A 23,919-nucleotide genomic window follows, 5' to 3' on the forward strand; every position below is an offset into this window, starting at 1 on the left:
CAATCGCTTGTTCTAATTATATCAAGATTTTAGCACTACTTTGTTAATACTCACACTTTACGAGGCACCGTCGTTATTGAATGTATGCGTTTTTTATTACATTTTTAAAATTGCTCATTTTTAGCTCATGTAATTGACCGTATAAACTTAATTTTCGACGATTATAATCATCTAATTCTTAGAGAGATCACATTTGAAAAAATAGAGAGATGAGCAACAACATAAATGCTCTTCTCTCTAAGATTTCAATTAAATTTTCACTTCAGTCTATTTTTCTAAATAAAGACCAGAGTAATCAAAGTTAACACCCGAAGTATTGTAAACTTCACCCTTCAACTTAGTGTTCCACAATTGTGAAGCAGCTTGTTGATAAAGTGGTACGATACCTTGTTCTTGCATTAAGATCTTTTCAGCCTTAACCAAGTCATTCCAACGTTTTTGTGTGTTGTTAGCATCGGTTGTGTTTGAAGCCTTGATTAACTTGTCGTATTCCTTGTTACTCCAACTTCCGTTATTGTTTGAGTTACCAGTAACGAAGAGTTGTAAGAAGGAAATTGGATCAGCGAAATCAGCGCCCCAACCAGTAACAACGGCATCAAACTTACCATTAGTTGAGTTAGTCAAACGAGTCTTAAATGGAATGTTTTGAACAGTAACCTTGACGTTGCTACCCAATTTTTCGATTTGTGATTGTAAGAATTCGTTTGTTGACTTACCAGCTGGTGTATCATCAGCCATCAAAGTAAATTTAAGGCTTGTCATACCCTCTTCTTTCAAGCCTTCTTTTAATAACTTCTTAGCTTGAGTCAAGTTTTGGGTAACTGCTGATTTAACTTCTGCTTCTTTAGCAAAGTCTTTACCAGTTTTAGGATTTTCTGCTAATCCAGCAGAGACATAGCCAAGCGGATTCTGAGAACCATCTGCAAGAACTTTACCAGTCAACTGATTACGATCGATTGACATTGAAATTGCTTGACGAATCTTCTTGTTTTGGAAATACTTGTCTTTCTTTTCATTCAACTGTAGGTAGAATGTAGAAGCTTCTTTACGTAACTTGTATGCCTTGTTGTTCTTATACTGAGCAACTTGGCTACCAGTAATGGTTGTCACATCAAGTTTCTTACTATTATATAGGTTTAATGCAGTAGATGAGTCCTTAACTACTTGATAGTTAATTGTATCCATCTTGATATTCTTCTTATTCCAGTAATCTTTGTTCTTAACTAACTTCCACTTCAAGTTAGTTCCAGTCCAACCAACTGACTTGTATGGTCCGTTATAAACCAACTTGTTAGAAGCCGTTCCGTATTTAGAACCATACTTTTCAACTGCTTTTTGGTTTTGTGGGAAGAAGAGTGCAAATCCCATTAACAACTTAAAGTAAGGAACTGGACGATCCAAAGTAACGACTAACTTGTAATTACCTTCAGCCTTAACTCCCAATTGCTTGTAGTTAACTTTTCCAGCCGAGATCTTGTCAGCATTCTTAATTCCTGAGAACAAGTATGCATATTCAGAAGCTGTCTTAGGATTTACAGTACGTTGCCAAGAATAAACAAAATCTTTAGCGGTTACTTTGTCGCCGTTACTCCATTTAGCATTCTTACGTAAAGTGAATGTATAAGTTTTCTTATCCTTTGAAACAACAGTCTTGGTTGCCAAAGCATTATGCACTGAACTGTTTTTACCTAAGCGATAAAGACCTTCCTCAGTATTAGCTAACTGAGTTAAACCAATTGTGTCTGTTACCTTTGAGGTATCCATAGTAGGAATTTCAGAAGCCACCATAAAATTAACGGATTGTTTCTTCGAGCTACTACTGCTATTGCTTGAACCACACGCAGCTAGTACAAATGTTGAGGCTAACGCGACAGCGCCAAGCTTAACTGCTGATTTGACTTTCATAACTTACAACTCCATTTCCTTTTTGTCCTGTTTTTACTCTTTTTAAAAGCTGATATCATCTTACATTAAATTAAGATTAAATACAATAGAAAAACTTATTTTATTTTAATATTTCATCTGTTTTTTAAAAAAAAATTATCTAAAAAGTCGTGTGTGCCCGTGTTTAATATAAAAATAAGTAATTAATAAGTTCTAATTTATTTTAATTTAATTCACATAAAAAAAGATATCGAACTTTATATTCGATATCTTTTGTGTGAAAATAATGATTCAATTATTTTGTAAGGTTGAGTTTTGAATAATCGTACTCATTACCAGCAGTGTTATAAACCACACCCTTCAGTTTTGTATTCCAAAGTTGTGAAGTTGCTTGTTGATAAAGAGGTACAATTCCTTGATCATTCATAAGAATCTTTTCTGCCTTAACCATGTCATTCCAACGTTTTTGTGGATGAGTAGCATCAGTAGTATTAGACTTCTTGATCAAAGCATCATATTCTTTACTACTGTAACCCCCATTGTTCTGTGCATTACCTGTGACAAAGAGTTGTAAGAATGAAATTGGATCTGAGAAGTCAGCACCCCAGCCAGAAACAACAGCATCAAACTTACCATTACTTGAATCTGTTAAACGTGTCTTAAATGGAATGTTTTGAACGGTAACCTTAACGTTACTGCCTAATTTTTCAATTTGTGACTGTAAGAATTCATTTGTGGCTTTTCCTGCAGTTGTATCATCAGCCATCAAGGTGAACTTCAAACTGGTCAATCCTTCTTCTTTCAATCCTTCTTTCAAAAGCTTTTTAGCTTCAGTTAAGTTTTGAGTTGAAGCAGATTTTACTGCTGATTCTTTAGCAAAATCTTCACCGGTTGAAGGATTCTTAGCTAAACCGTTTGAAACGAGTCCACTCACATTTTGTGAACCATCGGCTAAGACTTTTCCAGTCAACTGACTTCGATCAATTGACATTGAGATTGCTTGACGAATCTTCTTATTCTTGAAGATCTTTCTCTTCTCATTTAATTGTAGATAGAAGGTTGAAGCTTCTTTACGTAATACATAAGCTTTGTTGTTCTTGTATTGCGCAACCTGCGTACCACTAATAGTGGTTACATCGAGTTTCTTACTATTATATAAGTTTAAAGCTGTTGATGAATCCTTTACAACCTGATACTTAATCGTATTCATCTTAACGTTCTTCTTATTCCAATACTCAGGGTTCTTAACTAACTTCCAGCTTAAGTTAGTTCCTTTCCATCCAACCTGTTTGTAAGGACCGTTATAAACCAGTTTGTTTGAAGCTGTTCCATATTTAGATCCGTACTTTTCAACCGCTTTTTGATCTTGTGGGAAGAATACTGAGAAGCCCATTAACAACTTGAAGTATGGAATTGGACGATCAAGTGTTACTGTCAACTTATAGTTGCCATCGGCCTTAATTCCAAGTTTCTTATAGTTAACTTTTCCTGCCATGATTTGATCCGCGTTTTTGACTCCTGAAAATAGGTATGCATATTCAGAAGCTGTCTTTGGATTAACAGTCCGTTGCCAAGAATAAACAAAGTCTTTGGCGGTCACCTTATCACCATTACTCCATTTAGCCCCTTTACGAATGGTAAAGGTCCATGTTTTACCATCTTTTGACTCTTTGGTGCTAGTAGCTAAAGCATTATGTACTGAACTGTTCTTACCTAATCTATACAAACCTTCCTCGGTGTTTGATAATTGGGTCATGCTGACCACATCATCGGCCTTAGAGGTATCCATAGTGGAAATTTCAGCTGACTCCATAAAATTAACTGATTGTTTCTTTGCTGAACTGCTCTTAGCCCCACATGCGGCCAGGACAAATGTGGAAGCCAACGCAACTGCGCTCAATTTTACGACTGATTTTACTTTCATAAAATTCATCTTTCTTTCTAGCATTTATGCTGTTTTTAGTGCTCTTTTTTAAAAGCGACTTCATTATAGGTTAAAGAAAAATGAAATACAATATTAAATACTAATTTATTTTTAATGTTGACAAATGCTTTTAAGCCAAAAAGCCCTTACATTCGTTTAATACTAGCGTTTGGTTTCATAATGTTACAAAAATAATATTTTTAATGATAATCTCATTAATAAGAATATAAGTTGTTTGTTATTTCATTACTAACAATGCTGATTAATCTATGAAAACGTACACCTATGCTATACTGGAGGCATTAAAGAATTCGAGGTGTTCATTATGACCGAAAAAGTTATTATTGCCGGTCTTGAGTTGCCTAATCAAAACATTGATTATGCTATGCAAGAACTAGCGGCTTTAGTTGAAGCAAATAACATGGAAGCAACCGAAAAGGTTATTCAAAAATTAGATCGTCCAAATCCTGCAACTTACTTTGGTAGTGGTAAAGTTACTGAGTTACATGAGTTAGGTACCAGCATTGATGTGCATACCTTAATCGTTAACGCTGAGCTTTCTCCCAGCCAAATTAGAAACTTAGAGCAGGAATCAAAACTTTCAGTAATTGATCGAACGGGTTTAATTTTAGAGATTTTTGCCAATCGTGCCCAATCACGAGAAGCAAAACTGCAAGTAGAAATCGCCAAATTAAATTACCAAATGCCAAGATTACGAACCAGTTCATCGCAACGACTTGATCAGCAATCTGCTGGTGATGCTGGCGGTGGTTATACAAACCGTGGTGCCGGTGAAACTAAACTGGAAATGAACCGACGCACAATTCAACAACGGATTAACAATTTAAATCATGAATTGAAAGAGATGACCACGTCAACTGCCGTTCAACGACAAAAACGTGATCAGACTGGTATTCCTAGTGTTGCATTAGTTGGTTACACTAATGCTGGTAAATCTACCACTATGAATGGTTTAGTTCACATGTATGGCAAAAGTGATGACAAACAAGTATTTGAAAAGAACATGCTCTTTGCCACATTAGATACAAGTGTTCGCCAGCTAACATTTCCTGATCAAAAGCAGTTATTGCTTAGTGATACTGTCGGCTTCGTAAGTCACCTTCCCCATCAGCTAATCAAGGCGTTTCGTTCCACATTAGCAGAAGCTGCACAAGCTGATTTATTAGTTCAAGTGGTAGACGTCTCCGATCCACATTTTCGTGAAATGATTCAAACCACAAACGAAACTTTGCAAGAAATCGGTGTGACTAAGGTCCCTATGATTGTCGCATTTAACAAGGCTGACATTGCAGGTGTTGAATTTCCAACTCTGGAAGGCAATGCAGAAATTACTTATTCCGCTAAGGATAAGCGATCACTCGTTCTGTTAACCAATATGATCAAACAAAAGGTATTTACTGGTTATCGTGAAGCTACTTTCCTCATACCATTTGATAAGGGTCAAATTGTTGATTATTTAAATCAACACACAAATGTCTTAAAAACTGATTACAAAGCTGAAGGTACCGAGATTACTGCTGAACTTAGCAGTGAAGATTATCAACGTTTCCATGATTACTTGGTGGCTGAGGTTGAAAATTAACAAACATTTACAGACAACTACTACGAATTTTCGTGATAGTTGTTTTTTTTTGCAAAAAAATTGTTAACTATCAAATTGGTAAAAACCAACTTAACTAATTAACAATTTTTAGTTTGTCACTTATTTTGTCACATTAAGATTTTTGTAATCGTAATAAATCCCCGCTGAATTATACACAAGTCCTTTGATATTTGATTTCCAAAGTTGAGCCTGCGTGCTTTGATAAATTGGTGCTACACCTTGATCCTTCATTAAGATTTTCTCAGCTTGAACCATATCTGCAAATCGTTTTTCAGGATTTGTTGCATCAGCGGTGTCGGCTTTTTTAATTGCGGCATCAAACTGACTATTTTTCCAACCACCATTATTTTGTGCATTGTTCGATGTTAAAATCTGTAAAAATGAAATTGGATCAGAGAAATCAGCTGCCCAACCGGATAAGGCTAAATCAAATTTCTTATTTGCTTCGTCGGTTAAAAATGATTTGTAGGGAATATTAGTTAATGAAATCTTAACGCCGGGCAATTTCTGCCATTCTGTTTGTAAAAATTCTGAAGTCTTTTTACCAATGTCACTATCATTATTTAGTAAATCCAAATTTAGAGATGTTTTATGTTCTTCTTTCAAGCCTTCAGCCAAAAGTTTTTTGGCCTGTTTTAAATTATAAGATACAGCAGAAGGGACTGAAGCTTCTGTGGCAAAGTCTTTCCCGCTAGTTGGATCCTTTGCTAAGCCACTTGAAACATACCCTTTTAGTGGTTCTGATCCATCTGCAAGTACTTTTTTAGTAAGCTGCTCTCGATCAACCGCTAATGAAAGTGCCTGACGGATTTTCTTATTCTGCAAAACCTTGTTCTTAGACTGGTTAAATTCTATGTAAGAAGATTGTGCTAATTTACGACTTACAAAGCTTTTGTTTAATTGGTATTGCGCTACCTGACTTCCAGAAAGTGTCACGGTGTCTAGTTTTTTACTATTATATAAATTCAAACCAGTGGTTGTATCTTTGATAACCTGAAAATTCATTTGATCAAGTTTAACATCTGATTTATCCCAATAATTTGAATTTTTAACTAGTTTCCAACTTAAATTACTACCAGTCCATCCTTTCTGAACAAAGGGACCATCATAAACCATGTCTTTAGAAGTAGAGCCGTACTTACTTCCATACTTATCAACCGTCTTTTTATTCTGTGGAAAGAAACTAGGAAAACCCATTAGCAATTTGAAATATGGAATTGGTGTATCAAGTGTAACAGTTAGCTTATACTTGCCAGTTGCTTTGATTCCAAGCGTCTTTACTGGTGCCTTTCCAGCGGAAATCTTATCAGCGTTATGAATACCCGAATATAAATAAGCAAACTCAGAAGCTGTCTTGGGACTAACTGTTCGTTGCCAAGCATACACAAAATCCTGTGCAACTACAGCATCACCATTACTCCACTTAGCATTCTTTCTGAGTGTAAATACGTATTTTTTACCATTTTTTGCTTCTGTTACATGCGTCGCAATTCCTGGTAGGATTTTGCTATTATTGCCAATTCGATAAAGCCCCTCATTAAAGTTTGAAATCTGTGTCAAACTGGTATCGTCAATGGCCTTAGAAGAATCTAATGTGGTAATTTCTGTACCAGTTGGCATACTAATCGTCTTCTTACTAGCTGCCTTTGTCTGACCGCATCCTGCTAAAGTTAAAGCAATCAGGACCGCAGTCCCTGACACCTTTAATTTTTCTTGTTTTTTCATAGTTTCCGCTCCTCTTTTTAAATTAACAAGACTCATTATATACACGCACTGTGAATATATCAATAGTTTTGTGAATATTTATTCATATTAATTTAAAAATAGGTTATAGAATATCAATAAATGCTGTTTTTAAACAGTTCGGTAGGCTAGATTTGTTCCGTTCACTTTTTAGGACAACTATGCAAATCAGTCCTTCAAATGTAAGTCAGATTCCTGCGAGATTACGATCCCGCCTACACCTGTCTTACATTTGAAGGACTACCCGATTTGCTCCGTTCACTTTTTAGGACGGTTCGGCAAACCAGAGTCATCGACCTAAGCACGCTTACTGCGAGACTGCATCTCACATACAGCGCACTTGCATTTCAAAACATTTTTACTCATTTTTTTCTTAGGACAACTACCCAAATCAGTCCTTCAAATGTAAGACAGGTTTCTGCGGGATTGCGATCCCGCCTACACCTGTCTTACATTTGAAGGACTACCGATTTGCTCCGTTCACTTTTTTACGTTACAATACTACTTAACAATTTTAGGGAGGTATTCTTATGAACAATGAAACCGACCAAGTGACCCTCAATCGCTCACTTGGTCTTTGGTCCGCACTTGCACTCGTCATCGGCACCATCATTGGCTCCGGCGTCTTCGTTCGTCAAGCAGCCGTCTTAGACGATGCTGGTTCCACCACCAACGCCATGTTAGCCTGGCTTGCAGGTGGTATCATCACCTTGACCGCCGGGTTAACCATCGCTGAGATTGCCTCCCAAATGCCCAAAACCGGTGGTCTCTACTATTATATGGAAAAAATTTACGGTAAAGTTTGGGGATTCTTAGCTGGTTGGATGCAAATCATCATCTATGGTCCCGCAATGATCGCTTCATTAGCAGCCTATCTTGGCATCCTCTTAGTCGATTTCTTCGACATGCCTCAAAGTTGGACCGTGCCCATTGCACTTATTGCCGTTGTTCTTGTCGCTGGACTCAACTTACTATCCAATCGCTATGGCGCAACCTTTGCAATTATCACCACAATCTGTAAGTTGGTTCCCGTAATCGCACTTATCTGGTTTGGTTTATTCTATGGTAAAGAAAATGCGTTTGCTCAAACTTTTTCCACAGCTAATCAATCAGCCGGTAATTTTGGTGTTGCCATTCTTGCCACCCTTTTTGCATTTGACGGCTGGATCTTGGTAGCTAATTTAGGCGACGAAATTAAAAATCCAGAAAAACGGCTGCCACAAGCCATTACTTTAGGAATCGTTTTAGTTCTTGCCATTTATATGTTGGTAAGCTTTGGCGTCTTTCGCAGTATGCCAGCTACCTTGATTCACAAACTAGGTATTGGCGCAATTCCTTATATGGCCGAAAAGGACTTCGGCGCAATTGGTGGAAAAGTTTTAAGTATCGGCATCATCATTTCCATCGTCGGCTGCATGAACGGAAAAATCATGACGTTCCCACGGATCATGTATGCAATGGCACGTGATCATGAATTACCCTTTGCCAAACAGCTTTCCTACTTAAACCGCAACACTCAGACACCCATTATTTCTGTTTTAACAACCGTTTCAATTTCCGCTATTATGATTCTCTTTTTTAATGCCGATCGGTTGTCTGAATTATGTATTTTTACAGTTTACTGTTTTTATGTTATGACCTTTGTAGGTGCTTTTCTATTACGCAAACGAAATCCAGATTTAAAACGTCCATTTAGCACACCACTGTTTCCCTTTACGCCAATTGTAGCCATCTTAGGTTCTTTATTCGTGATCGTCAGTGAAATCCAATCTGATCTCGTGGGGGTTTTGTTTTCCTTTGTATTTGTTTTAGTTGGATTTCCAGTATATTATTATTGTAAACATCATTATCGAAATCAGATCTAATACTGGAGGTTCTCATTTTGATCAATAGCTACTTGGCAGATCAAAAACATAAATTCGATTTAACTCATGTCAAAGACTGTAGCAACTCTGAAAAACAGCAACTAGTCGCAAAATTTGGTATTCCTGCTACTTTACTTGAATATGTAGACGATAAAGACGAACCAGCACGAATTGAAATTGGTGTGGACGGGAAGTATGTCCTTTTAGTATTTTGGGCACCAGTTAAAGGAACGTCCCACTCCGAACCAGTATCTGTAATTTTCTACGACGAAAAACTCTTTATTTTTACAAGTTCTACAATGGAAGTTATCAATGAAACCATTCAAGATCTTTGGCAAAACACCTATGAAAAACGAATGGCTTTTCTTCTAGATCTCATTTTACCAATTGTTCGTAAATACATTGGTCGAGTTTCCAGACTAGAATATCAAGCCGATCAAATTCAAGGAAATCTGAGCGTTCATAGTCGGGCCAAACATCTTGATGATTTAACTCTAATTAATCAAGATGCCATTTATTTACGATCAGCAATCCAAGAAAACTCAAGTTGTTTTGAGGAGATCAAATCTATTTCACAAGATACTGACATTTCATTTGATAAAAAATGTTATCGAAAACTGCACAACGTTCAATTGGAAACTAATCAGGCTGATCGCATGATCGGTTTAATCTCTGAAAGCGTGGAACAACTAAGTAATACCTTTGATCGTCTGATTAATAATAACTTAAACGAAATTATGCGTTTTCTCACAATTTGGTCACTCTTATTGGCTGTTCCACCGATTGTCAGTGGCTTTTATGGCATGAATATGCATTTACCATTAGTTGACGGCTCGTTAGCCTGGTTAGCTTCACTTGTTCTTACAGGTGTCTTGATGCTAATCCTAATTATTTATTTGCATAATCATCATTCAATATAAATCAAGCTTTCAAAACATCCATTTTAATGAGATGTTTTTTATTTTTTGCATATAAAATAACCCATCAAAGATCAAGTTAATCTTTGATGGGTTATTTATTTTTCATCTAACAGTTGTGTGGTTCAGGGGTTGGCTAAACTTACTTCGATAAACTGTTAGATGTAACCTGAACCTTAGCCCAGTTAAAGTCTTTAGAAGCATTACTTAAGCTCCAATTCTTTACACGGTTATTGACCGCATATGATTGAACAACTTCAATTTCAGGAACGTAAGCGGCTTCCTTATTCATATAATCTTGCCATTTTTTAAATGCATTAACACGGTAACTTGTATTGAAAGCTTTTTGTGAATCAATATCATTCAATAGTTTTGTATTTTCTTTTGAAACAAAACGTCCCATGTTAAACGGTGCATTTTCACTATACAAATCCATTGGTGAAGGTTCACTTGAAAGTGACCAAGCTGCTTCAAACATATCAACATCACTTGAATTAGCCTGAACCTTTTCATAGAAATTATTCATATCTAAAAAACGACCATTAGTTAATGTCACACGAAGGCCAATCTTCTTCCATTGTTGAATATAGTTCTTAACAATAGCTTGGGTATTAGAATTCCCTTGCATTTCAGCAAGATGAATTGTTAACTTTTTACCGTTTGGATCAGTACGATATCCATCTTTTCCTTTTTTGTATCCAGCTTTATTCAAAAGTGCATTAGCCTTCTTAAGATTTAGAGGAAATCCTTTAGCACTCTTGTCTTGATACTTAGAGAAAGCAGATGGGATGAGAGTCGTCATTCGACTACCTAAACCATAACTAAATTTCTTTTCAACGGCATCAATATTCATGGCGTAGGCAATTGCTTTACGGAGACTTGGATTCGCCATCTTAGCATTTTTGTTCATAACATTTTTTCCAGTTTTAGCGTCATATTTACCTAGATTAAAGCCAAGATAATCATACGCCAATGCCTTTTTACCAGTCATAGTATAACCGGAAACATTTTTAACTTTGGCATAGGTAGATGAACCAAGACCATAAGTGACATCGTACTTATGTGCTTTTAGTGCTGCAGCAATTGAATCAGGTGAAACTACTTGAACGTCAATCTCTTTCAACTTAGGAGTTCCCTTGTAATAATAGGTATTAGGTACCCATTTTACCGACTCTCCAGAAACTTCCTTGGAAAGCTTATATGGTCCATAAAATAGGGGATGTTTACGAATTTGATCAGAACTTGCAAGTTTCTTGAATGACACATTTTTGATGTAGTGATAAGGTTCAGCATTCTCCCAGAAGTAACCATTCCCAGAAGTTTTCATTCCAGGTTTCATTACTTTGAAGTGAATAACAACTGTACGTTTATTTTTAATTTGAACTCCAGAAATATCTTTTGCCTTGCCCGCATGATAAGCAGCAATACCTTTGATATTTGCAATACTACCAGTATAGTACTGTGAAGCAGTACCTTTATTTGCCAGAACTTTATAAGCATAAGCAACATCTTGAGCAACTAGAGGTTTTCCATCAGACCATTTAACTTTTGGATTAATTTTAATAGTTGCCGTCTTAGACTTCTGGTTAAGTGTTAGGTTAGCTGCACCACCCTTAACAATCTTAAAATTCTTGTCTGTTGCAAATAGTCCTTCGTTACCAAACTGCATCATATCAGCGTCTTCAGCATTAGTTGTTAAAGCATTATCCCAGATTCCTTTAAATGCGGCCGTATTAACTTCAGCAACTTTTAAAGTACCACCTTTAATTGCCGATTTTTTTGATGAATAGGTAAGCGGTAATGTGGGTTTGCTTGAACTAGTACTTGATGCTGATTTACTATTTCCACAAGCTGCTAGTGTCAATGCTGCTAAAACAGCCACTGCTCCAACGCTCCATTTTTTACTCATACGTATCTCCCCTTTTATGTAATAATTTAAATACATCATTCTTTGGTGCCAGTATCATTCAATTGTCTCTAATTTAAGCATCCCTTCTCTCGCTGCTTTTATATTTTCTAACCCCGTCTTTGTTGAGCATCTCCTGCTCTACGTAACGCTTGACCAATATAACTAATACTTAAAGTTAAAACTAAAATAACTATTGCAGCTGGCAACCAAACCCATGGCTTGCTTCCAATGACGTCTGGATCCTGCGCATAACTAATCAATGTTCCTAAGCTAGGAGTGCTATCAGGTAGCCCAAATCCCAAGAAACTTAACCCTGTTTCAATACCTATATTACCGGCAAAACTTAGAGTAGTATCTACAATAATGATCGAACTTAAATTAGGTAAGACTTCACGAAATAGAATCATAAAATCGTTTGTACCCGAAGTTCGTGATGCAGAAACATAATCTCGTTTTGACTCTGCCAAAGCTTTACTTCGAATTAAGCGAGCCGTGCTTAACCACATAAAGCACGACATAATAACAATAAAGTTCCAAGCATTATATTTAGGAATAATTGTAACTAAAACGATGATGATCATAATCTCTGGTAAAATATTAATAAAATCATAAATTCTCATCATACCATTATCCAACCATCCACCGTAAAATCCTGAAATCATTCCATATATGATTCCAAAAAGCGAAGAAATTACCGTTACTGCAAAGCCAATCATAATTGAATTTCGAGCACCAATGACTAGCATTTTTAAACCATCACGGCCGCCTTCATCTGCCCCAAGAATAAAACCATCTTGTCCTGGCTTGTCATATTGAGCAAAGATATTAACATTTGTAACTTTTTCAAGATTTAAACTAGCTGCATAAACAAAAATCACTAAAATTAGAACAATTGTAAAAATTAACGAAAACATTGCTAAACGATCATGTCTAAACTCTTGCCAAATCACCTTCAAATTTGAGGGAGTTTTAACGGCTGTTGTTTCCTTTGAATTTGTCATTTTTACTCCCTCCTATTTTATCCGAATTCGTGGATCGACAATACTCATAATAATATCTGATAACAAAGTTCCAAATAACGCTAAAATACCATAAATCATAACCAATGCAGTAATCACTGAAAAATCACGATTACTGATAGAATTTAGAAACAGTTGTCCCATTCCAGGGTAAGTAAAGATTTGTTCAACAAAGACTGATCCTCCCAATAAACCCGTGATCGAATATCCCATAAATGCTGCAATTGGTAAAAGCGAATTTCGTAAAATATGGCGTGAAAACACTTTACGCTCCGGAACTCCTTTGGCACGTGCAGTTGCAACCATATCTTGATGTTTTTGATCAACAATTTCACTTCTCAAATATTGAACAGTGCTTGTGGTGGATAACAGCGCTGTTAAAACTCCGGGTAAAATCATATGGTAAAGCCTACTCAATATATTTCCAAAAGCCCCACTTGCACTAAGTGAAACAGAACCGCCACTTGGAAACCAACCTAATACATATCCAAACAACCAGAGTCCTAAAACTAAGAAAACAAATAGTGGAATCGCATAGGTAACATAGTTAAAAAACATAATTCCACGATCTAAATTTGTGTCTTCATAACGTCCGGCAAGTAAGCCTAAGGGAATAGCAATTAAGTAAGTTAAAATAACCGTAAACAGTGATAGCCATAAAGTATTAATCGCTCGACCACCGATAACTGTCATAACCGATTCCTTAAACTGATAACTTGTTCCGAAGTTACCATGGAACATATTGACAACCCAATGAGCATATTGTGTGTACCAAGGATCGTATAGTCCTGCTTGAACCTTTAAAGCATGTAATTGTGACGCATCAGTTTGTGGTGTGATTGACCCTGTAAAGGGATCACCCGGCATGAACTTTGCTAAGATAAAAACTAATAAACTCAAAATGATGATTTGCGGAATCATAATAATAATCCGCCGTAAAATCGTTTTCCACATAAGCTCACTCCCCCTTCACTTGATCTTCTGGCAGAGCTACCGAATGTGTTTCAGAAACTTTCTGTAGTGGTAAAACTCGTCCGTTCTTGTCGTAATAACGACTTTGTTCTGTATCAAACACCTTTTCAACTTCTTTTCGATGCTTACGATGAGCATCCCGTTCATCAACGTTCACATCTGGAATCGCTGCTAATAAACGTTTCGTATAAATATGTTGCGGATGGTTATAAATATCATCCCGCGTTCCTAATTCAACAAAACGTCCTCGATGCATAATCGCCATACTGTCACACATATGACGAACCACTCCTAAGTCGTGTGAGATAAAAAGATAACTAATGTTAAATTGTTTTTGAATTTCTTGCATATAATTCAAGACTTGGGCTTGCACGGAAAGATCCAATGCAGAAACTGGTTCATCAGCAATCACTAATTTAGGATTGGTACTAATTGCCCGCGCAACTCCAATTCGTTGCCGTTGACCACCTGAAAATTCAAATGGATATTTAAATAGATCGTCGTCGCCTAAACCGACTGTATCTAACAATTCACGTACACGATGTTTTTCTTCAGTATCACTCAACTTTTCAAAATTTCTTAATGGCTCCGCAATGATATCGTAAATTCTTTTTTTAGGATTCAAACTAGATAAGGAATCCTGAAAAATCATTTGGACATCTCGATTGTAATGTAATGCATTACGTTCTTTTTTAGTAGAAACGTCGTGGCCATCGAACAGAATCTTACCGGAAGTGATTTTTTCCAGTCCAATGATCGAACGGCCAATCGTTGTTTTTCCCGATCCAGTTTCACCAATCAAACCATATGTTTGACCAGGTTCAATTTCAAAATTCACACCATCCACTGCGTAGACATAATCGTGAATTCGATTAAAGAATCCCGATCGAATTGGATAATGTACTTTTAAATCTTTGACTTCAACTAAACTCATTAAACGACCTCCCCATTCTCAAATTCAAACGTTTGATAACAGGTGCACAATACGAAATGTCCTTTTTCTGGTTCATGCATGGTCGGCTTTTTTTCATGAGCACTCTCTGGTACCCATGGAATTCGGGGCGCAAAACGGCAGCCATCATGTGGCATTTTCGTTAATGGCGGTACCGAACCTTCGATCGCATATAAACGATCACCTGCACGATCAGCTTGTGGAATTGATTTCAATAGTGAACGAGTATACGGATGCAATGGATGATTAAAAATTTGTGAAACACTTCCACGTTCAACAACCTGTCCAGCGTACATCACCACAACTTCATCTGCTGTATCTGCAACTACCCCAAGATCATGGGTGATTAAAATAATTCCGGCATGATTTTGTGCTTGAATGCTTCTTAACAGATCTAGGATTTGTGCCTGAATGGTTACATCCAAAGCAGTGGTAGGTTCATCAGCAATAATTAATTCCGGTTTACATGCAATCGCAATTGCAATAATAATTCGTTGTCGCATACCACCAGATAATTCATGTGGAAATTGACGTGCAACTCGTTCTGGGTTCTCCAAGCCAACTTGATCCAAAAGTTCCAAAACAATTTTGTGTTTCTTACTCTTTGAATAATCTGTGTGGTAATCCAAAACTTCTTGAATTTGATCTTCAATTCTCATTAGTGGATTTAAAGCTGCTAATGGATCCTGAAAAATCATCCCCATTTCACTACCGCGTAACTTATCAAACTTTTCAGGTGACGCTCCTACTAATTCCTGATTTTCAAATCCAATATGACCACTGATTTTTGTTCGTTTTAAATCATGTAAGCCAATAATACTTTTTGCTAAAGTTGTCTTTCCACAACCAGATTCACCGACAATTGCCAGAATTTCATCTTTATGTATTTTTAAAGAAACATCATCCACAGCGTCATAATATTTAGTACCTCGTTTAAATGACGTGTGTAGATGATCAATCGTTAAAAGTTCTTCTCCCATATTGAACACTTCCCCCGTTCTAGCAACAAATTAAAAATTGATTAAGAAAATTAAGATTTGATAATATTATAGTGCTGTTACATTAAAATGCAAGGTTTAATTTAGATAACAATTGCATTTTTAAAAATGTGGTAAGCGTTTTCTATGCATTGTGTTCAATGTTTTAAAAGAAAATAAAAAAGCTCATAATGAATTAACATTACGAGTTTTTCTATCATAAATTAATAATATTTTTATTAAGCTAACCGTCGTTCCAAATAATGCGACAAAATCGAAAGTAAGTAACAAACCACAAAATACATCACAGCTAATGCCAAGAACATTGGCAAAATATAATTACTATTCTGTCCGTAAATAATTTGGGCATGATACATCAAATCAGGCAAAACAATAATTGTGGCCAACGAAGTATCCTTGATCAAGGAAATAAATTGACTAACAATTGTGGGAATCATTTTTTTCTGAGCTTGAGGAAGCATAATATGCCACATGGCTTGCCAATAGGACAGTCCATTAGCTCGTGCACCTTCCATTTGACCAGGATCAACCGCCCCAATCCCGCTTCGAATAATTTCAGCCAGCATAGCTGATTCAAAAATACTCATTGCAAGAATTGACGACCAGATCGGATTCAACCGAATGCCGATGTTTGGCAGACCAAAGTAGGTGAAGAAAATGATTAACAGTAACGGTAAATTTCGAATTAAATCAATAATAAAACCGACAGTGGCAGAAAGGTATTTTACTTTAATATACCGAATTAATCCTAGAATTGCGCCTAAGATATAACTAAACACGATGGAAACCACAGACACTTCAATGGTAATCCAAAGGCCCTCTAACAGGTAACGAAAATTAATCCACGAATACGCATTAACAAAGTTTTGCATTTTTCTTCACCTCCTTAGTTCAAACGTTTTTCAAGATAACGCATGTAATAGCTCAACGGCATTGTAATAATTAGATACAAGACACCAACCACAAAATAAGCATTAAGCGTATCAAAACTGGTTGAAGCGATGGTATTTCCTTGATACATCAAATCAAAACCAGCCACAAAGGCCAAAACAGACGAGTTTTTGACCAAGTTAATAAATTGATTTCCCAATGGTGGGATCACAATTCGAAAAGCCTGTGGTAAAACCACATACCGCATAGCTTGTGAAAATGTCATTCCGTTAGCACGTGAACCTTCCATTTGGCCGGGATCCACGGATTGAATTCCTGAACGAACGGTTTCTGCAATAAACGCAGAGGTGTAAATCGTGAGCCCAATCGTACCAGCTGTAAACCCGTTCACCTTCACAAAGAACATCGGAATTACCACATAGAAAAACATGGTAATAACTAGTAAAGGAATATTTCGGAAAATCTCGATATAAACACGGGCAATAATTCGTAAAGTTTTACTTGGGACAACTTCAAAAATGGCGAAGAATGACCCAATGATTAAACTAAAGAACAACGCTAAAATACTACACAATAAAGTTTGGCCTAAACCATAGAGAAGGTCTTGCCAATGATTTGTGATAATACTAATCATTTTTCTGCCTCCTTATAGTCAAATCCTGAAATATTGCCAAACCACTTCTTAACAATTTTGTCATATTCGCCATTAGCTCGAAGTTGTTTTAAGGCTTGATTAATTTTCTTAACAAATGTCTTTTGACCCTTATTCACAGCAATTCCATAAGGCTCTTTCGTAAACGCACCACCGACAACTTTATAGCCAGGATTTTCAACAGCCATCCCAAGCAAAATACCATTATCAGTTGTTAGAGCTTTACCTTGACCGGATTTCAAAGCTTGTAAGGCCTGTGCATAATCCTGTAATTCCAAGACCTTTGCCTTTGGAGCGACCTTTTGAAAATTAGCTACCGAATTAGCTCCTGTGACCGCCAGAACCTGGGTGCCACTCTTGTTTAGATCCTTGACACTCTTAATCGGACTGCCTTTTTTAACCAGTAAAGATTGTCCAGCATTAAAATAATGATTCGAAAAATCAACTACTTTTTGACGATCAGGAGTTATTGTCATTGTGGCAATAACGGCATCAATATTACCGTTTTTTAGAAGTGGAATTCGTGTCTGACTAGAAACTTGAATAAAACTTGCTTTACCAGTAGGACCAAGAATTTGTTTAGTCAATGCTTTAGCCATATCCACATCAAATCCTTTAATTTGTGAATCTTTAACATCCATTAATCCAAACAACTTGGTATCCGCCTTAACACCCCAAACAATCGTGTTCGTTTGTTTGGCCCGGCTTAATACGCTTTGATCAGAAGCCTTTTTACTTCCACAACTGCTGAGAACCATGACAAGTAAACACAGTGAGGTCAGCAATCCTAAATATCGAATTATTTTTTTCATGCTTCTCCTCCTCTAGTGCTTAATAATTTTGCTAAGGAATTGACGAGCACGCTCATTTGTCGGCTGTCCGTCAAAGAAACTTTCTTTGGTATCGTCTTCCAAAATTCGTCCATCAGCCATAAAAATAACCCGGTCACCCACTTCACGAGCAAAGCCCATTTCATGAGTTACCACTAACATTGTCATACTTGAATCACGGGCAATATCTTTCATAACATTCAAAACATCATCAATCATTTCAGGATCCAGTGCGGAAGTCGGCTCATCAAATAAAATACACTTTGGGTGCATTGCCAAACTTCTTGCAATCGCAATTCGTTGTGATTGGCCACCAGAAAGCTGTGCTGGATAGCTTCCAGCCTTATCTGCCAAACCCACACGATCAAGAAGTTCCATAGCAACTTTCTTATTTTCAGTTTCGTCTCGTTTTAAAACAATTCGCGGTGCAATCATGATATTTTCAAGCACCGTTTTATTTTGATAGAGGTTAAAATGCTGGAAAACCATTCCCACATTTTTACGGATCTTATTCATATCCGTCTTCTTATCGGCTAAATCAAACCCATCAACGATTAACTGACCACTATTAATGAGTTCCAAACCATTAACTGTACGAATCAAAGTACTCTTACCAGAACCAGAAGGACCGATTAAAACTACAGTTTCACCGGCTTCAATCGTCAAATTAATATTGTGCAGCGCATGAAATTTTCCGTAGTACTTTTCAACATCGTGAAATTCAATCATTGACATAAGTCTTACCTCTTTTTTCTTTCTATGTATTACGTTAGCACTCTATGCTGGGAATACCAGTGACTTTTATAATCATTTTTAAGTCAATAAAGCGTTATACGTATATCCATTATATCAATTTTAAAGTACAAAAAAGAACCTGTCAAAATTTTAATGATTTTGATAGGTTCCTTCTCATATTTATCAAACAATAAGGTTTTGTCTAGTATGATCTGCGTCGCGTTTGCGTTGGCGTATCGTCGCGTTTTTGATATGCCATTTGAATTTTCGCACTATATGGCGAATCTTCAGTCATTAAACTTGAACGACCGGCAAATTTTCGTTGACCGCCAATCAAAACAGCCTGCGCCAGATAAAGCTGGTATTGTTGTTTTACTTCAAAATAATTAGATAGGCCCACACTTGCCACCTGACCAATTCGATACAGATTCATCTGATTCATCCCGGCATATATATTAGCCTCGCCGTTTTCTTCTCGAAGTTCAAAATAAGGGAACGGGATTCCTTGTCCAATGGCGTACAATTCAGTTTCATTAGACTCCTGTAAGTGTGCCAGAATTTCATCATCTGAAAGGCCTTCATAATCTGCCATCGCAAAATTATTTTGAATCATTTGCTCTGCTAACTGATTAATATTATGGATCTCTCGTTGACTAGATTTAATGGTCGCCGGTAGAATTGTATTTTTTTCAAAAATTCCAGTTGAAGGAACAATTGCGCGATGACCACGTTCTCTTTGACTCAAACGTTGACGTAAATTTTCATTTTCCGCAACTTCACGAGGTTTTCCACCTAGTAATTTTTCGATTTTTGGTGAGATATCAAATGGTGCTTTTTTAGTCGTGAAATAAAAATAAATATTCATGATCAAAAAGTAAAGAAAAATCAGAAAAACGGCAATGAAGCCTAAGCCCCGCACCCAGCGACCATTCTCGAAGAAACGGAAAGCTAGATACAGCATATAGAAATTACCGACAAACCCAATGATCGTATAAATGCGGTTTTTCAGTTTTACATTTACATTAATATAGCCCAAATAGTGATTGATCATATCAATAACTGTAAACAAAACTCTTCACTCCTTTCGCAATTAATTAGTCGTATCATCCTGCGTCGTAGTTGCACTGCTACTTGACGCACTAGTCTTAGTAGCCGAGCTTGCTGCACTAGATGATTGGGTTGCAGCACTTGAACTGCTTGCTTTTTTAGCTGTCGATGCACTGCTAGAATAAGTGCTACTTGAACTAGCTGGTGTCGTTGAACTGTCAGTTGAACTACTTTGTGTGTCATCTGAACTAGATGAGCTGCTGTCCATTGACGAACTGCTGGAGTCATCTGAGCTTGAACTGCTATCTTTACTACTACTGTTCGAGCTATCTTTTTTAGAAGAATTTTTACTTGAATCTGTTGATGCCGAAGTTTTGGTGGTCGATTCCGTCTGTGTCCGTACAGAACCGCCGTCTGTTGTGCCGGTCACCTTATTCACCACAACATTGGTGGCGCTAAGTGCAATCAAAACACTGACAATTGCAAATGGTGTGATAAATGGTGGCGTACGATATGCCATAACCGCTTCTCCTCCCCTTTTCTTAAATGGTTAGTTAAATCTTACCAAACTGACTGTTATTTTAAAGGCCAAACATTAAAACCATATTAATTCTTTAAATTTATTAGTTGCGCGTTAAACCGTATGCGCTTTTTTGGCACAATCTGCACATAATCCATACAATTCAAATCGATGACCGGAAATTTCGTAACCGGGTAACTGCCGTTCGAAGAAATCTAACGGACACATTTCAACTTCTTCTACCTTGCCACAGTTGGTACAAATAAAATGATGGTGATGCTGTTGAGTCACATCGCATTGATACTTAACTTGAGCATGCTCATCCTTAATAATTTGTTCCACTAATCCGATTTGTTCAAATTCCTTTAAATTTCGATAAACCGTATTATGGCTCATCTTGGGATAATTGGCACGCATTTGACTATCAACTTGGGTCACATCCACATAATTATTTTCATGTTGAGACATAATTTCAATTAACGTTTGTCGTTGCTTGGTTATTTTAAAATGATTTTGTTGTAAAATTTCAATTGCTTGTGCTACTTTTGTATCCATATTTGTTCCCCTAACATTAAATAGTAACAATTACTCTTTAAAAGTTTATCATAATTAGGCAAAACATGACAGATTATTGATTGGCAACAGAATTCGTTAATCTCTGCATAATTTGGTCAATTTGTTTTCGCGCTGTTTGCCAATCATCATTCAAAATCACATGAGCTTTAGTTTTTAACTCTGCTGGCAATTGTAAATCACGCTGATATTCTTCACTAGCAATACGTTGACGAACCATTTCAGTGTCATCTCCACGCTTTTTCAACCGTTTGACTAATTTTTCATGATTAGAAACCGTTAAATATAAAATGACTACCTGTTCACCTAACTGTTGTTCATAGGTTACTGCACCTTTGGTATCCAAAACGATACTGACAAGTGTGTTTCGTTGCCACCCACGTTCCAATCCTTCATATGAGGAACCATAATGATAGCCCGAATAGACCACATTTTCAAGATAGTGATTATTAAAAAAGCTGCGTTCCGTTTCAAAATAGTAATCTTTGCCACTAATTTCGCCTTTGCGAGCCGGGCGCGTTGTATGGGTAATAACTTGCGGAACATGATAATAAGTTTTCAAATAGTCACTCACAGTTGTTTTACCAGTACCTGTCGCACCAGTAATTACGATAATTTTATTCATCCTTTTTCCACTCCATGATTATTTCATTTGTCTTTTATTGTAACATGCTGTAGAATAAAAAAATAAAGTTAAATGTAAGCGATTTCTTTAATTTTCTGAAATCTTTTCAACTTAAAAATAAAAACGAGGAGGGTTATCATTATGACCTTTGAAAAATACAGTAATAATTGGTTCACCATTGCACTCGATACAGAAAAACAAGTTTTTATCGCTAACGATAAGACGAACCCTGCCTTTGAAGCGACTGGCATTACAATTGAATCTGCTGTTCACAATTTAAAAACAATTATGGCTATTCAAGAAAATTTGCAGGATGCTTAAGCAATTAAAAAACTAGAACACAACCTCGTATCTTCACAGATTACAACGGTTAGTGTCCTAGTTTTTTTAAATTAAGCCTGATCGATTCAAAACTTTCTTTAATGGATAGTAAAGAATCATCACCAATACGAATGTCGTAATTGAATTCACAATTGTTGCCGGTTCACTTGCAATTGCACCAACCACAGCCGCATGCCACTGCATCCCTTGATAGGCAACACCTTCAATAACCGAATTCCCAAATGAAGTAAAAATTTTAGTAAATCCTGCCACAAATGCCACAATGACAATATGCCACTTTTTAGTATCATCTCTTCGTAGTAAACGAAAAACAAGTGTCACAACAGCTGCCACGATAACAACTTCCAATACCGTTAAATATGCCGTGCTAGCATACCCATGTGTGACATCAAACAAGCCTAATCCAATGGCTCCCGCTAATGTCCCGTAACCAAACCCCAGAAACATAATGGCCAATGCGGTCAATGCATTACCAAAGTGAACGAACGGTCGTCCTATTAACGCTGGAATGGGAATTTGAAATACAGAAATTCCGATAAAAATAATGGCTGCAAACAATGCTGTGACAATAATTTTTCTTAGTTGACTATTACGCATAATGCTAACTCCCCTTATATGCCAAAATATTTGATAAAACAGATGATAATGTAATTCCCATGCGTGAATCTCGCTGACCTTGTTCAGCTGTCTCCAACACAGCCTCACTCGTCCATTTATTTGCGAGTTTTAATGCCGTTTGAAAGGTTTCTTTATTGAGAAGAAAGCCCAAAACTAAACTTGAAAATAGATCGCCAGTTCCAAAAAAATCGCCCACCACTTTTTCTGAACTGACATAATGAAATTCATCAGCAGTTAAAAAAGCTGTCCCAATTTGATTATCTAATTCAATACCAGTAATTGCGACATTATCAATCCCAGTTTTTTGCGACAATTTTTTCAAAATACTTGTTAAGTAATGTCTGTTGATTGTATCCGAAACATTTTGTTCAAGCAAAAAACATGCCTCAGTTAAGTTAGGTAATAATATTTGTGCATTTTGGCACAGCTTCAAATAACGGGTTACCACTGCAGTTGACATTCCAGAATACAATTTACCATGATCGGCAAATGCTGGATCAAGCAAGACTAGTTTCGTGGGATCTTCCTTTAAAAACGAACTAATCTCCTCATAAACTTTCAGTTCACTTCCAAGGTAACCTATCAAAACATTGGAAAATGTCACATTTGCTTTATGCCAGTGGGCGAAAAAACTGGGTAAGTTTTTCGCCATCGAAATCGTTGCCGGTTGTCCAAACCCACCCGTGTGTGTTGATAAAATCATTGAAGGCATGATTGCCGGTTGCTCTCCAAACGCCGTCATTATTGGCATTGCAATACTTAAAGATACCGAGCCCACAGAAGATAGATCTTCAATTAACAATGTTTGTTCAATTATGAAAACCTTCCTTCTCAATAATTTTTTACATTATACCATGATTATGAATAAATTCTTTGTTGTTCTATTTGGATAATAAATGTCAACTTTCAGCTGAATTTTTAGGGTAACTTTTGTTCACTCCTTTCGTTCCGAAAGTTTCCATTCTCTGTACGTTGTCGATTCTTGTGGCACAAACTAGCCGCAAGAACTCGTTTCCATACCGCTTGTTTTTTTCAAAACTAGCAAATCGTTTCGTTCACTTCTTTTTCCCGCCGAGCCTTAGGACAACTCCGCAAATCAGGCATTGAACTATAAGCAGGATTCCTGCGGGATTGAGATCCCGCCTCCATCCCGCTTAAATATCAATGCCTATCGATTTGCTTCGTTCACTTTCTTTTTTCTCATTGACTTTTAATGTTTTTCTGGATATAGTCTAATAAATAGATTTAAACCTGAAATATTCATAGATCGAAATATAAT

General features: G+C 36.7%; 22 protein-coding genes. 4 read left to right on the forward strand and 18 right to left on the reverse strand.

Going from position 1 to position 23,919, the window contains the following annotated elements; translation table 11 throughout:
- Positions 1-267: 267 nt before the first annotated feature.
- Positions 268-1,905, reverse strand: a complete 1,638-nt coding sequence (locus IV87_RS01480) for a peptide ABC transporter substrate-binding protein (protein ID WP_057805134.1) — start codon at positions 1,903-1,905, stop codon at positions 268-270.
- Between the two features lie 274 nt (positions 1,906-2,179).
- Positions 2,180-3,808, reverse strand: coding sequence for a peptide ABC transporter substrate-binding protein (locus IV87_RS01485; RefSeq protein WP_057805135.1), 1,629 nt, complete (start codon positions 3,806-3,808; stop codon positions 2,180-2,182).
- Positions 3,809-4,133: 325 nt separating this feature from the next.
- On the opposite strand from IV87_RS01485, the gene hflX reads away from it, so the two are divergent.
- Positions 4,134-5,411, forward strand: a complete 1,278-nt coding sequence (gene hflX / locus IV87_RS01490; RefSeq protein WP_057805136.1) for a GTPase HflX — start codon at positions 4,134-4,136, stop codon at positions 5,409-5,411.
- Positions 5,412-5,531: 120 nt separating this feature from the next.
- Here the strand turns inward: hflX and IV87_RS01495 are convergent, their stop codons facing one another.
- Positions 5,532-7,157, reverse strand: coding sequence for a peptide ABC transporter substrate-binding protein (locus tag IV87_RS01495; RefSeq protein ID WP_057805137.1), 1,626 nt, complete (start codon positions 7,155-7,157; stop codon positions 5,532-5,534).
- A 548-nt stretch (positions 7,158-7,705) separates the two neighbouring features.
- Here IV87_RS01495 and IV87_RS01500 point away from each other — a divergent pair.
- Entirely contained in the window at positions 7,706-9,040 is a 1,335-nt protein-coding gene (locus IV87_RS01500; protein WP_057805138.1) for an APC family permease, read from the forward strand.
- A gap of 17 nt (positions 9,041-9,057) precedes the next feature.
- The gene (locus tag IV87_RS01505; RefSeq protein WP_057805139.1) at positions 9,058-9,960 is read left to right on the forward strand and encodes a magnesium transporter CorA family protein; all 903 of its coding nucleotides are present in this window, start codon (positions 9,058-9,060) and stop codon (positions 9,958-9,960) included.
- A 139-nt stretch (positions 9,961-10,099) separates the two neighbouring features.
- On the opposite strand, the gene IV87_RS01510 is transcribed toward IV87_RS01505, so the two are convergent.
- From IV87_RS01510 to IV87_RS01570, 13 genes are all read right to left on the reverse strand, one after another.
- Positions 10,100-11,866 (reverse strand): oligopeptide ABC transporter substrate-binding protein, encoded by a 1,767-nt coding sequence (locus tag IV87_RS01510; RefSeq protein WP_057805140.1) that lies wholly within the window; start codon positions 11,864-11,866, stop codon positions 10,100-10,102.
- 107 nt (positions 11,867-11,973) lie between these two features.
- Complete coding sequence (locus IV87_RS01515) at positions 11,974-12,867, reverse strand: ABC transporter permease (RefSeq protein WP_057805141.1); 894 nt, start codon at positions 12,865-12,867, stop codon at positions 11,974-11,976.
- A 12-nt stretch (positions 12,868-12,879) separates the two neighbouring features.
- A complete protein-coding gene (gene opp4B, locus IV87_RS01520; RefSeq protein WP_057805142.1) occupies positions 12,880-13,839 on the reverse strand; it encodes an oligopeptide ABC transporter permease in 960 nt (319 codons plus the stop codon).
- Between the two features lie 4 nt (positions 13,840-13,843).
- On the reverse strand, positions 13,844-14,791 hold the full coding sequence (locus IV87_RS01525) for an ATP-binding cassette domain-containing protein (RefSeq protein WP_057805143.1): 948 nt from the start codon (positions 14,789-14,791) through the stop codon (positions 13,844-13,846).
- A complete protein-coding gene (locus IV87_RS01530; RefSeq protein ID WP_057805144.1) occupies positions 14,791-15,789 on the reverse strand; it encodes an ABC transporter ATP-binding protein in 999 nt (332 codons plus the stop codon). The genes IV87_RS01525 and IV87_RS01530 overlap by 1 nt, the downstream gene beginning before the upstream one ends.
- 236 nt (positions 15,790-16,025) lie before the next feature.
- Positions 16,026-16,679: an amino acid ABC transporter permease gene (locus IV87_RS01535; protein WP_057805145.1), complete on the reverse strand. Its 654-nt coding sequence runs from the start codon at positions 16,677-16,679 to the stop codon at positions 16,026-16,028.
- Positions 16,680-16,693: 14 nt separating this feature from the next.
- Complete coding sequence (locus IV87_RS01540; protein WP_057805146.1) at positions 16,694-17,332, reverse strand: amino acid ABC transporter permease; 639 nt, start codon at positions 17,330-17,332, stop codon at positions 16,694-16,696.
- Entirely contained in the window at positions 17,329-18,162 is an 834-nt protein-coding gene (locus IV87_RS01545) for a glutamate ABC transporter substrate-binding protein (protein WP_057805147.1), read from the reverse strand. The genes IV87_RS01540 and IV87_RS01545 overlap by 4 nt, the downstream gene beginning before the upstream one ends.
- A 12-nt stretch (positions 18,163-18,174) precedes the next feature.
- Complete coding sequence (locus IV87_RS01550) at positions 18,175-18,915, reverse strand: amino acid ABC transporter ATP-binding protein (RefSeq protein ID WP_057805148.1); 741 nt, start codon at positions 18,913-18,915, stop codon at positions 18,175-18,177.
- A gap of 202 nt (positions 18,916-19,117) precedes the next feature.
- Positions 19,118-19,984: a DUF6681 family protein gene (locus tag IV87_RS01555; protein WP_057805149.1), complete on the reverse strand. Its 867-nt coding sequence runs from the start codon at positions 19,982-19,984 to the stop codon at positions 19,118-19,120.
- Positions 19,985-20,005: 21 nt separating this feature from the next.
- Positions 20,006-20,482, reverse strand: coding sequence for a hypothetical protein (locus IV87_RS01560; RefSeq protein ID WP_057805150.1), 477 nt, complete (start codon positions 20,480-20,482; stop codon positions 20,006-20,008).
- Between the two features lie 114 nt (positions 20,483-20,596).
- On the reverse strand, positions 20,597-21,037 hold the full coding sequence (locus IV87_RS01565; protein ID WP_057805151.1) for a Fur family transcriptional regulator: 441 nt from the start codon (positions 21,035-21,037) through the stop codon (positions 20,597-20,599).
- Positions 21,038-21,110: 73 nt separating this feature from the next.
- On the reverse strand, positions 21,111-21,680 hold the full coding sequence (locus tag IV87_RS01570; RefSeq protein ID WP_057805152.1) for a hypothetical protein: 570 nt from the start codon (positions 21,678-21,680) through the stop codon (positions 21,111-21,113).
- Between the two features lie 141 nt (positions 21,681-21,821).
- On the opposite strand from IV87_RS01570, the gene IV87_RS01575 reads away from it, so the two are divergent.
- On the forward strand, positions 21,822-22,001 hold the full coding sequence (locus tag IV87_RS01575) for a hypothetical protein (RefSeq protein ID WP_057805153.1): 180 nt from the start codon (positions 21,822-21,824) through the stop codon (positions 21,999-22,001).
- Positions 22,002-22,067: 66 nt separating this feature from the next.
- Here the strand turns inward: IV87_RS01575 and IV87_RS01580 are convergent, their stop codons facing one another.
- Together IV87_RS01580 and IV87_RS01585 are read right to left on the reverse strand one after the other, a co-directional pair.
- A complete protein-coding gene (locus IV87_RS01580; protein ID WP_057805154.1) occupies positions 22,068-22,619 on the reverse strand; it encodes an ECF transporter S component in 552 nt (183 codons plus the stop codon).
- A gap of 4 nt (positions 22,620-22,623) precedes the next feature.
- Positions 22,624-23,418, reverse strand: coding sequence for a PfkB family carbohydrate kinase (locus tag IV87_RS01585; RefSeq protein ID WP_147156958.1), 795 nt, complete (start codon positions 23,416-23,418; stop codon positions 22,624-22,626).
- Positions 23,419-23,919: the final 501 nt, after the last annotated feature.

This window comes from Pediococcus ethanolidurans (assembly GCF_001437405.1).
Lineage (GTDB): Bacteria > Bacillota > Bacilli > Lactobacillales > Lactobacillaceae > Pediococcus > Pediococcus ethanolidurans.

Coding starts and splice junctions, on each gene's coding strand:
- IV87_RS01480 (WP_057805134.1), bottom strand. CDS start 1,905: ATGAAAGTCAAATCAGCAGTTAAGCTTGGCGCTGTCGCGTTAGCCTCA.
- IV87_RS01485 (WP_057805135.1), bottom strand. CDS start 3,808: ATGAAAGTAAAATCAGTCGTAAAATTGAGCGCAGTTGCGTTGGCTTCC.
- hflX (WP_057805136.1), top strand. CDS start 4,134: ATGACCGAAAAAGTTATTATTGCCGGTCTTGAGTTGCCTAATCAAAAC.
- IV87_RS01495 (WP_057805137.1), bottom strand. CDS start 7,157: ATGAAAAAACAAGAAAAATTAAAGGTGTCAGGGACTGCGGTCCTGATT.
- IV87_RS01500 (WP_057805138.1), top strand. CDS start 7,706: ATGAACAATGAAACCGACCAAGTGACCCTCAATCGCTCACTTGGTCTT.
- IV87_RS01510 (WP_057805140.1), bottom strand. CDS start 11,866: ATGAGTAAAAAATGGAGCGTTGGAGCAGTGGCTGTTTTAGCAGCATTG.
- IV87_RS01515 (WP_057805141.1), bottom strand. CDS start 12,867: ATGACAAATTCAAAGGAAACAACAGCCGTTAAAACTCCCTCAAATTTG.
- opp4B (WP_057805142.1), bottom strand. CDS start 13,839: ATGTGGAAAACGATTTTACGGCGGATTATTATTATGATTCCGCAAATC.
- IV87_RS01525 (WP_057805143.1), bottom strand. CDS start 14,791: ATGAGTTTAGTTGAAGTCAAAGATTTAAAAGTACATTATCCAATTCGA.
- IV87_RS01530 (WP_057805144.1), bottom strand. CDS start 15,789: ATGGGAGAAGAACTTTTAACGATTGATCATCTACACACGTCATTTAAA.
- IV87_RS01535 (WP_057805145.1), bottom strand. CDS start 16,679: ATGCAAAACTTTGTTAATGCGTATTCGTGGATTAATTTTCGTTACCTG.
- IV87_RS01540 (WP_057805146.1), bottom strand. CDS start 17,332: ATGATTAGTATTATCACAAATCATTGGCAAGACCTTCTCTATGGTTTA.
- IV87_RS01545 (WP_057805147.1), bottom strand. CDS start 18,162: ATGAAAAAAATAATTCGATATTTAGGATTGCTGACCTCACTGTGTTTA.
- IV87_RS01550 (WP_057805148.1), bottom strand. CDS start 18,915: ATGTCAATGATTGAATTTCACGATGTTGAAAAGTACTACGGAAAATTT.
- IV87_RS01560 (WP_057805150.1), bottom strand. CDS start 20,482: ATGGCATATCGTACGCCACCATTTATCACACCATTTGCAATTGTCAGT.
- IV87_RS01565 (WP_057805151.1), bottom strand. CDS start 21,037: ATGGATACAAAAGTAGCACAAGCAATTGAAATTTTACAACAAAATCAT.
- IV87_RS01570 (WP_057805152.1), bottom strand. CDS start 21,680: ATGAATAAAATTATCGTAATTACTGGTGCGACAGGTACTGGTAAAACA.
- IV87_RS01575 (WP_057805153.1), top strand. CDS start 21,822: ATGACCTTTGAAAAATACAGTAATAATTGGTTCACCATTGCACTCGAT.
- IV87_RS01580 (WP_057805154.1), bottom strand. CDS start 22,619: ATGCGTAATAGTCAACTAAGAAAAATTATTGTCACAGCATTGTTTGCA.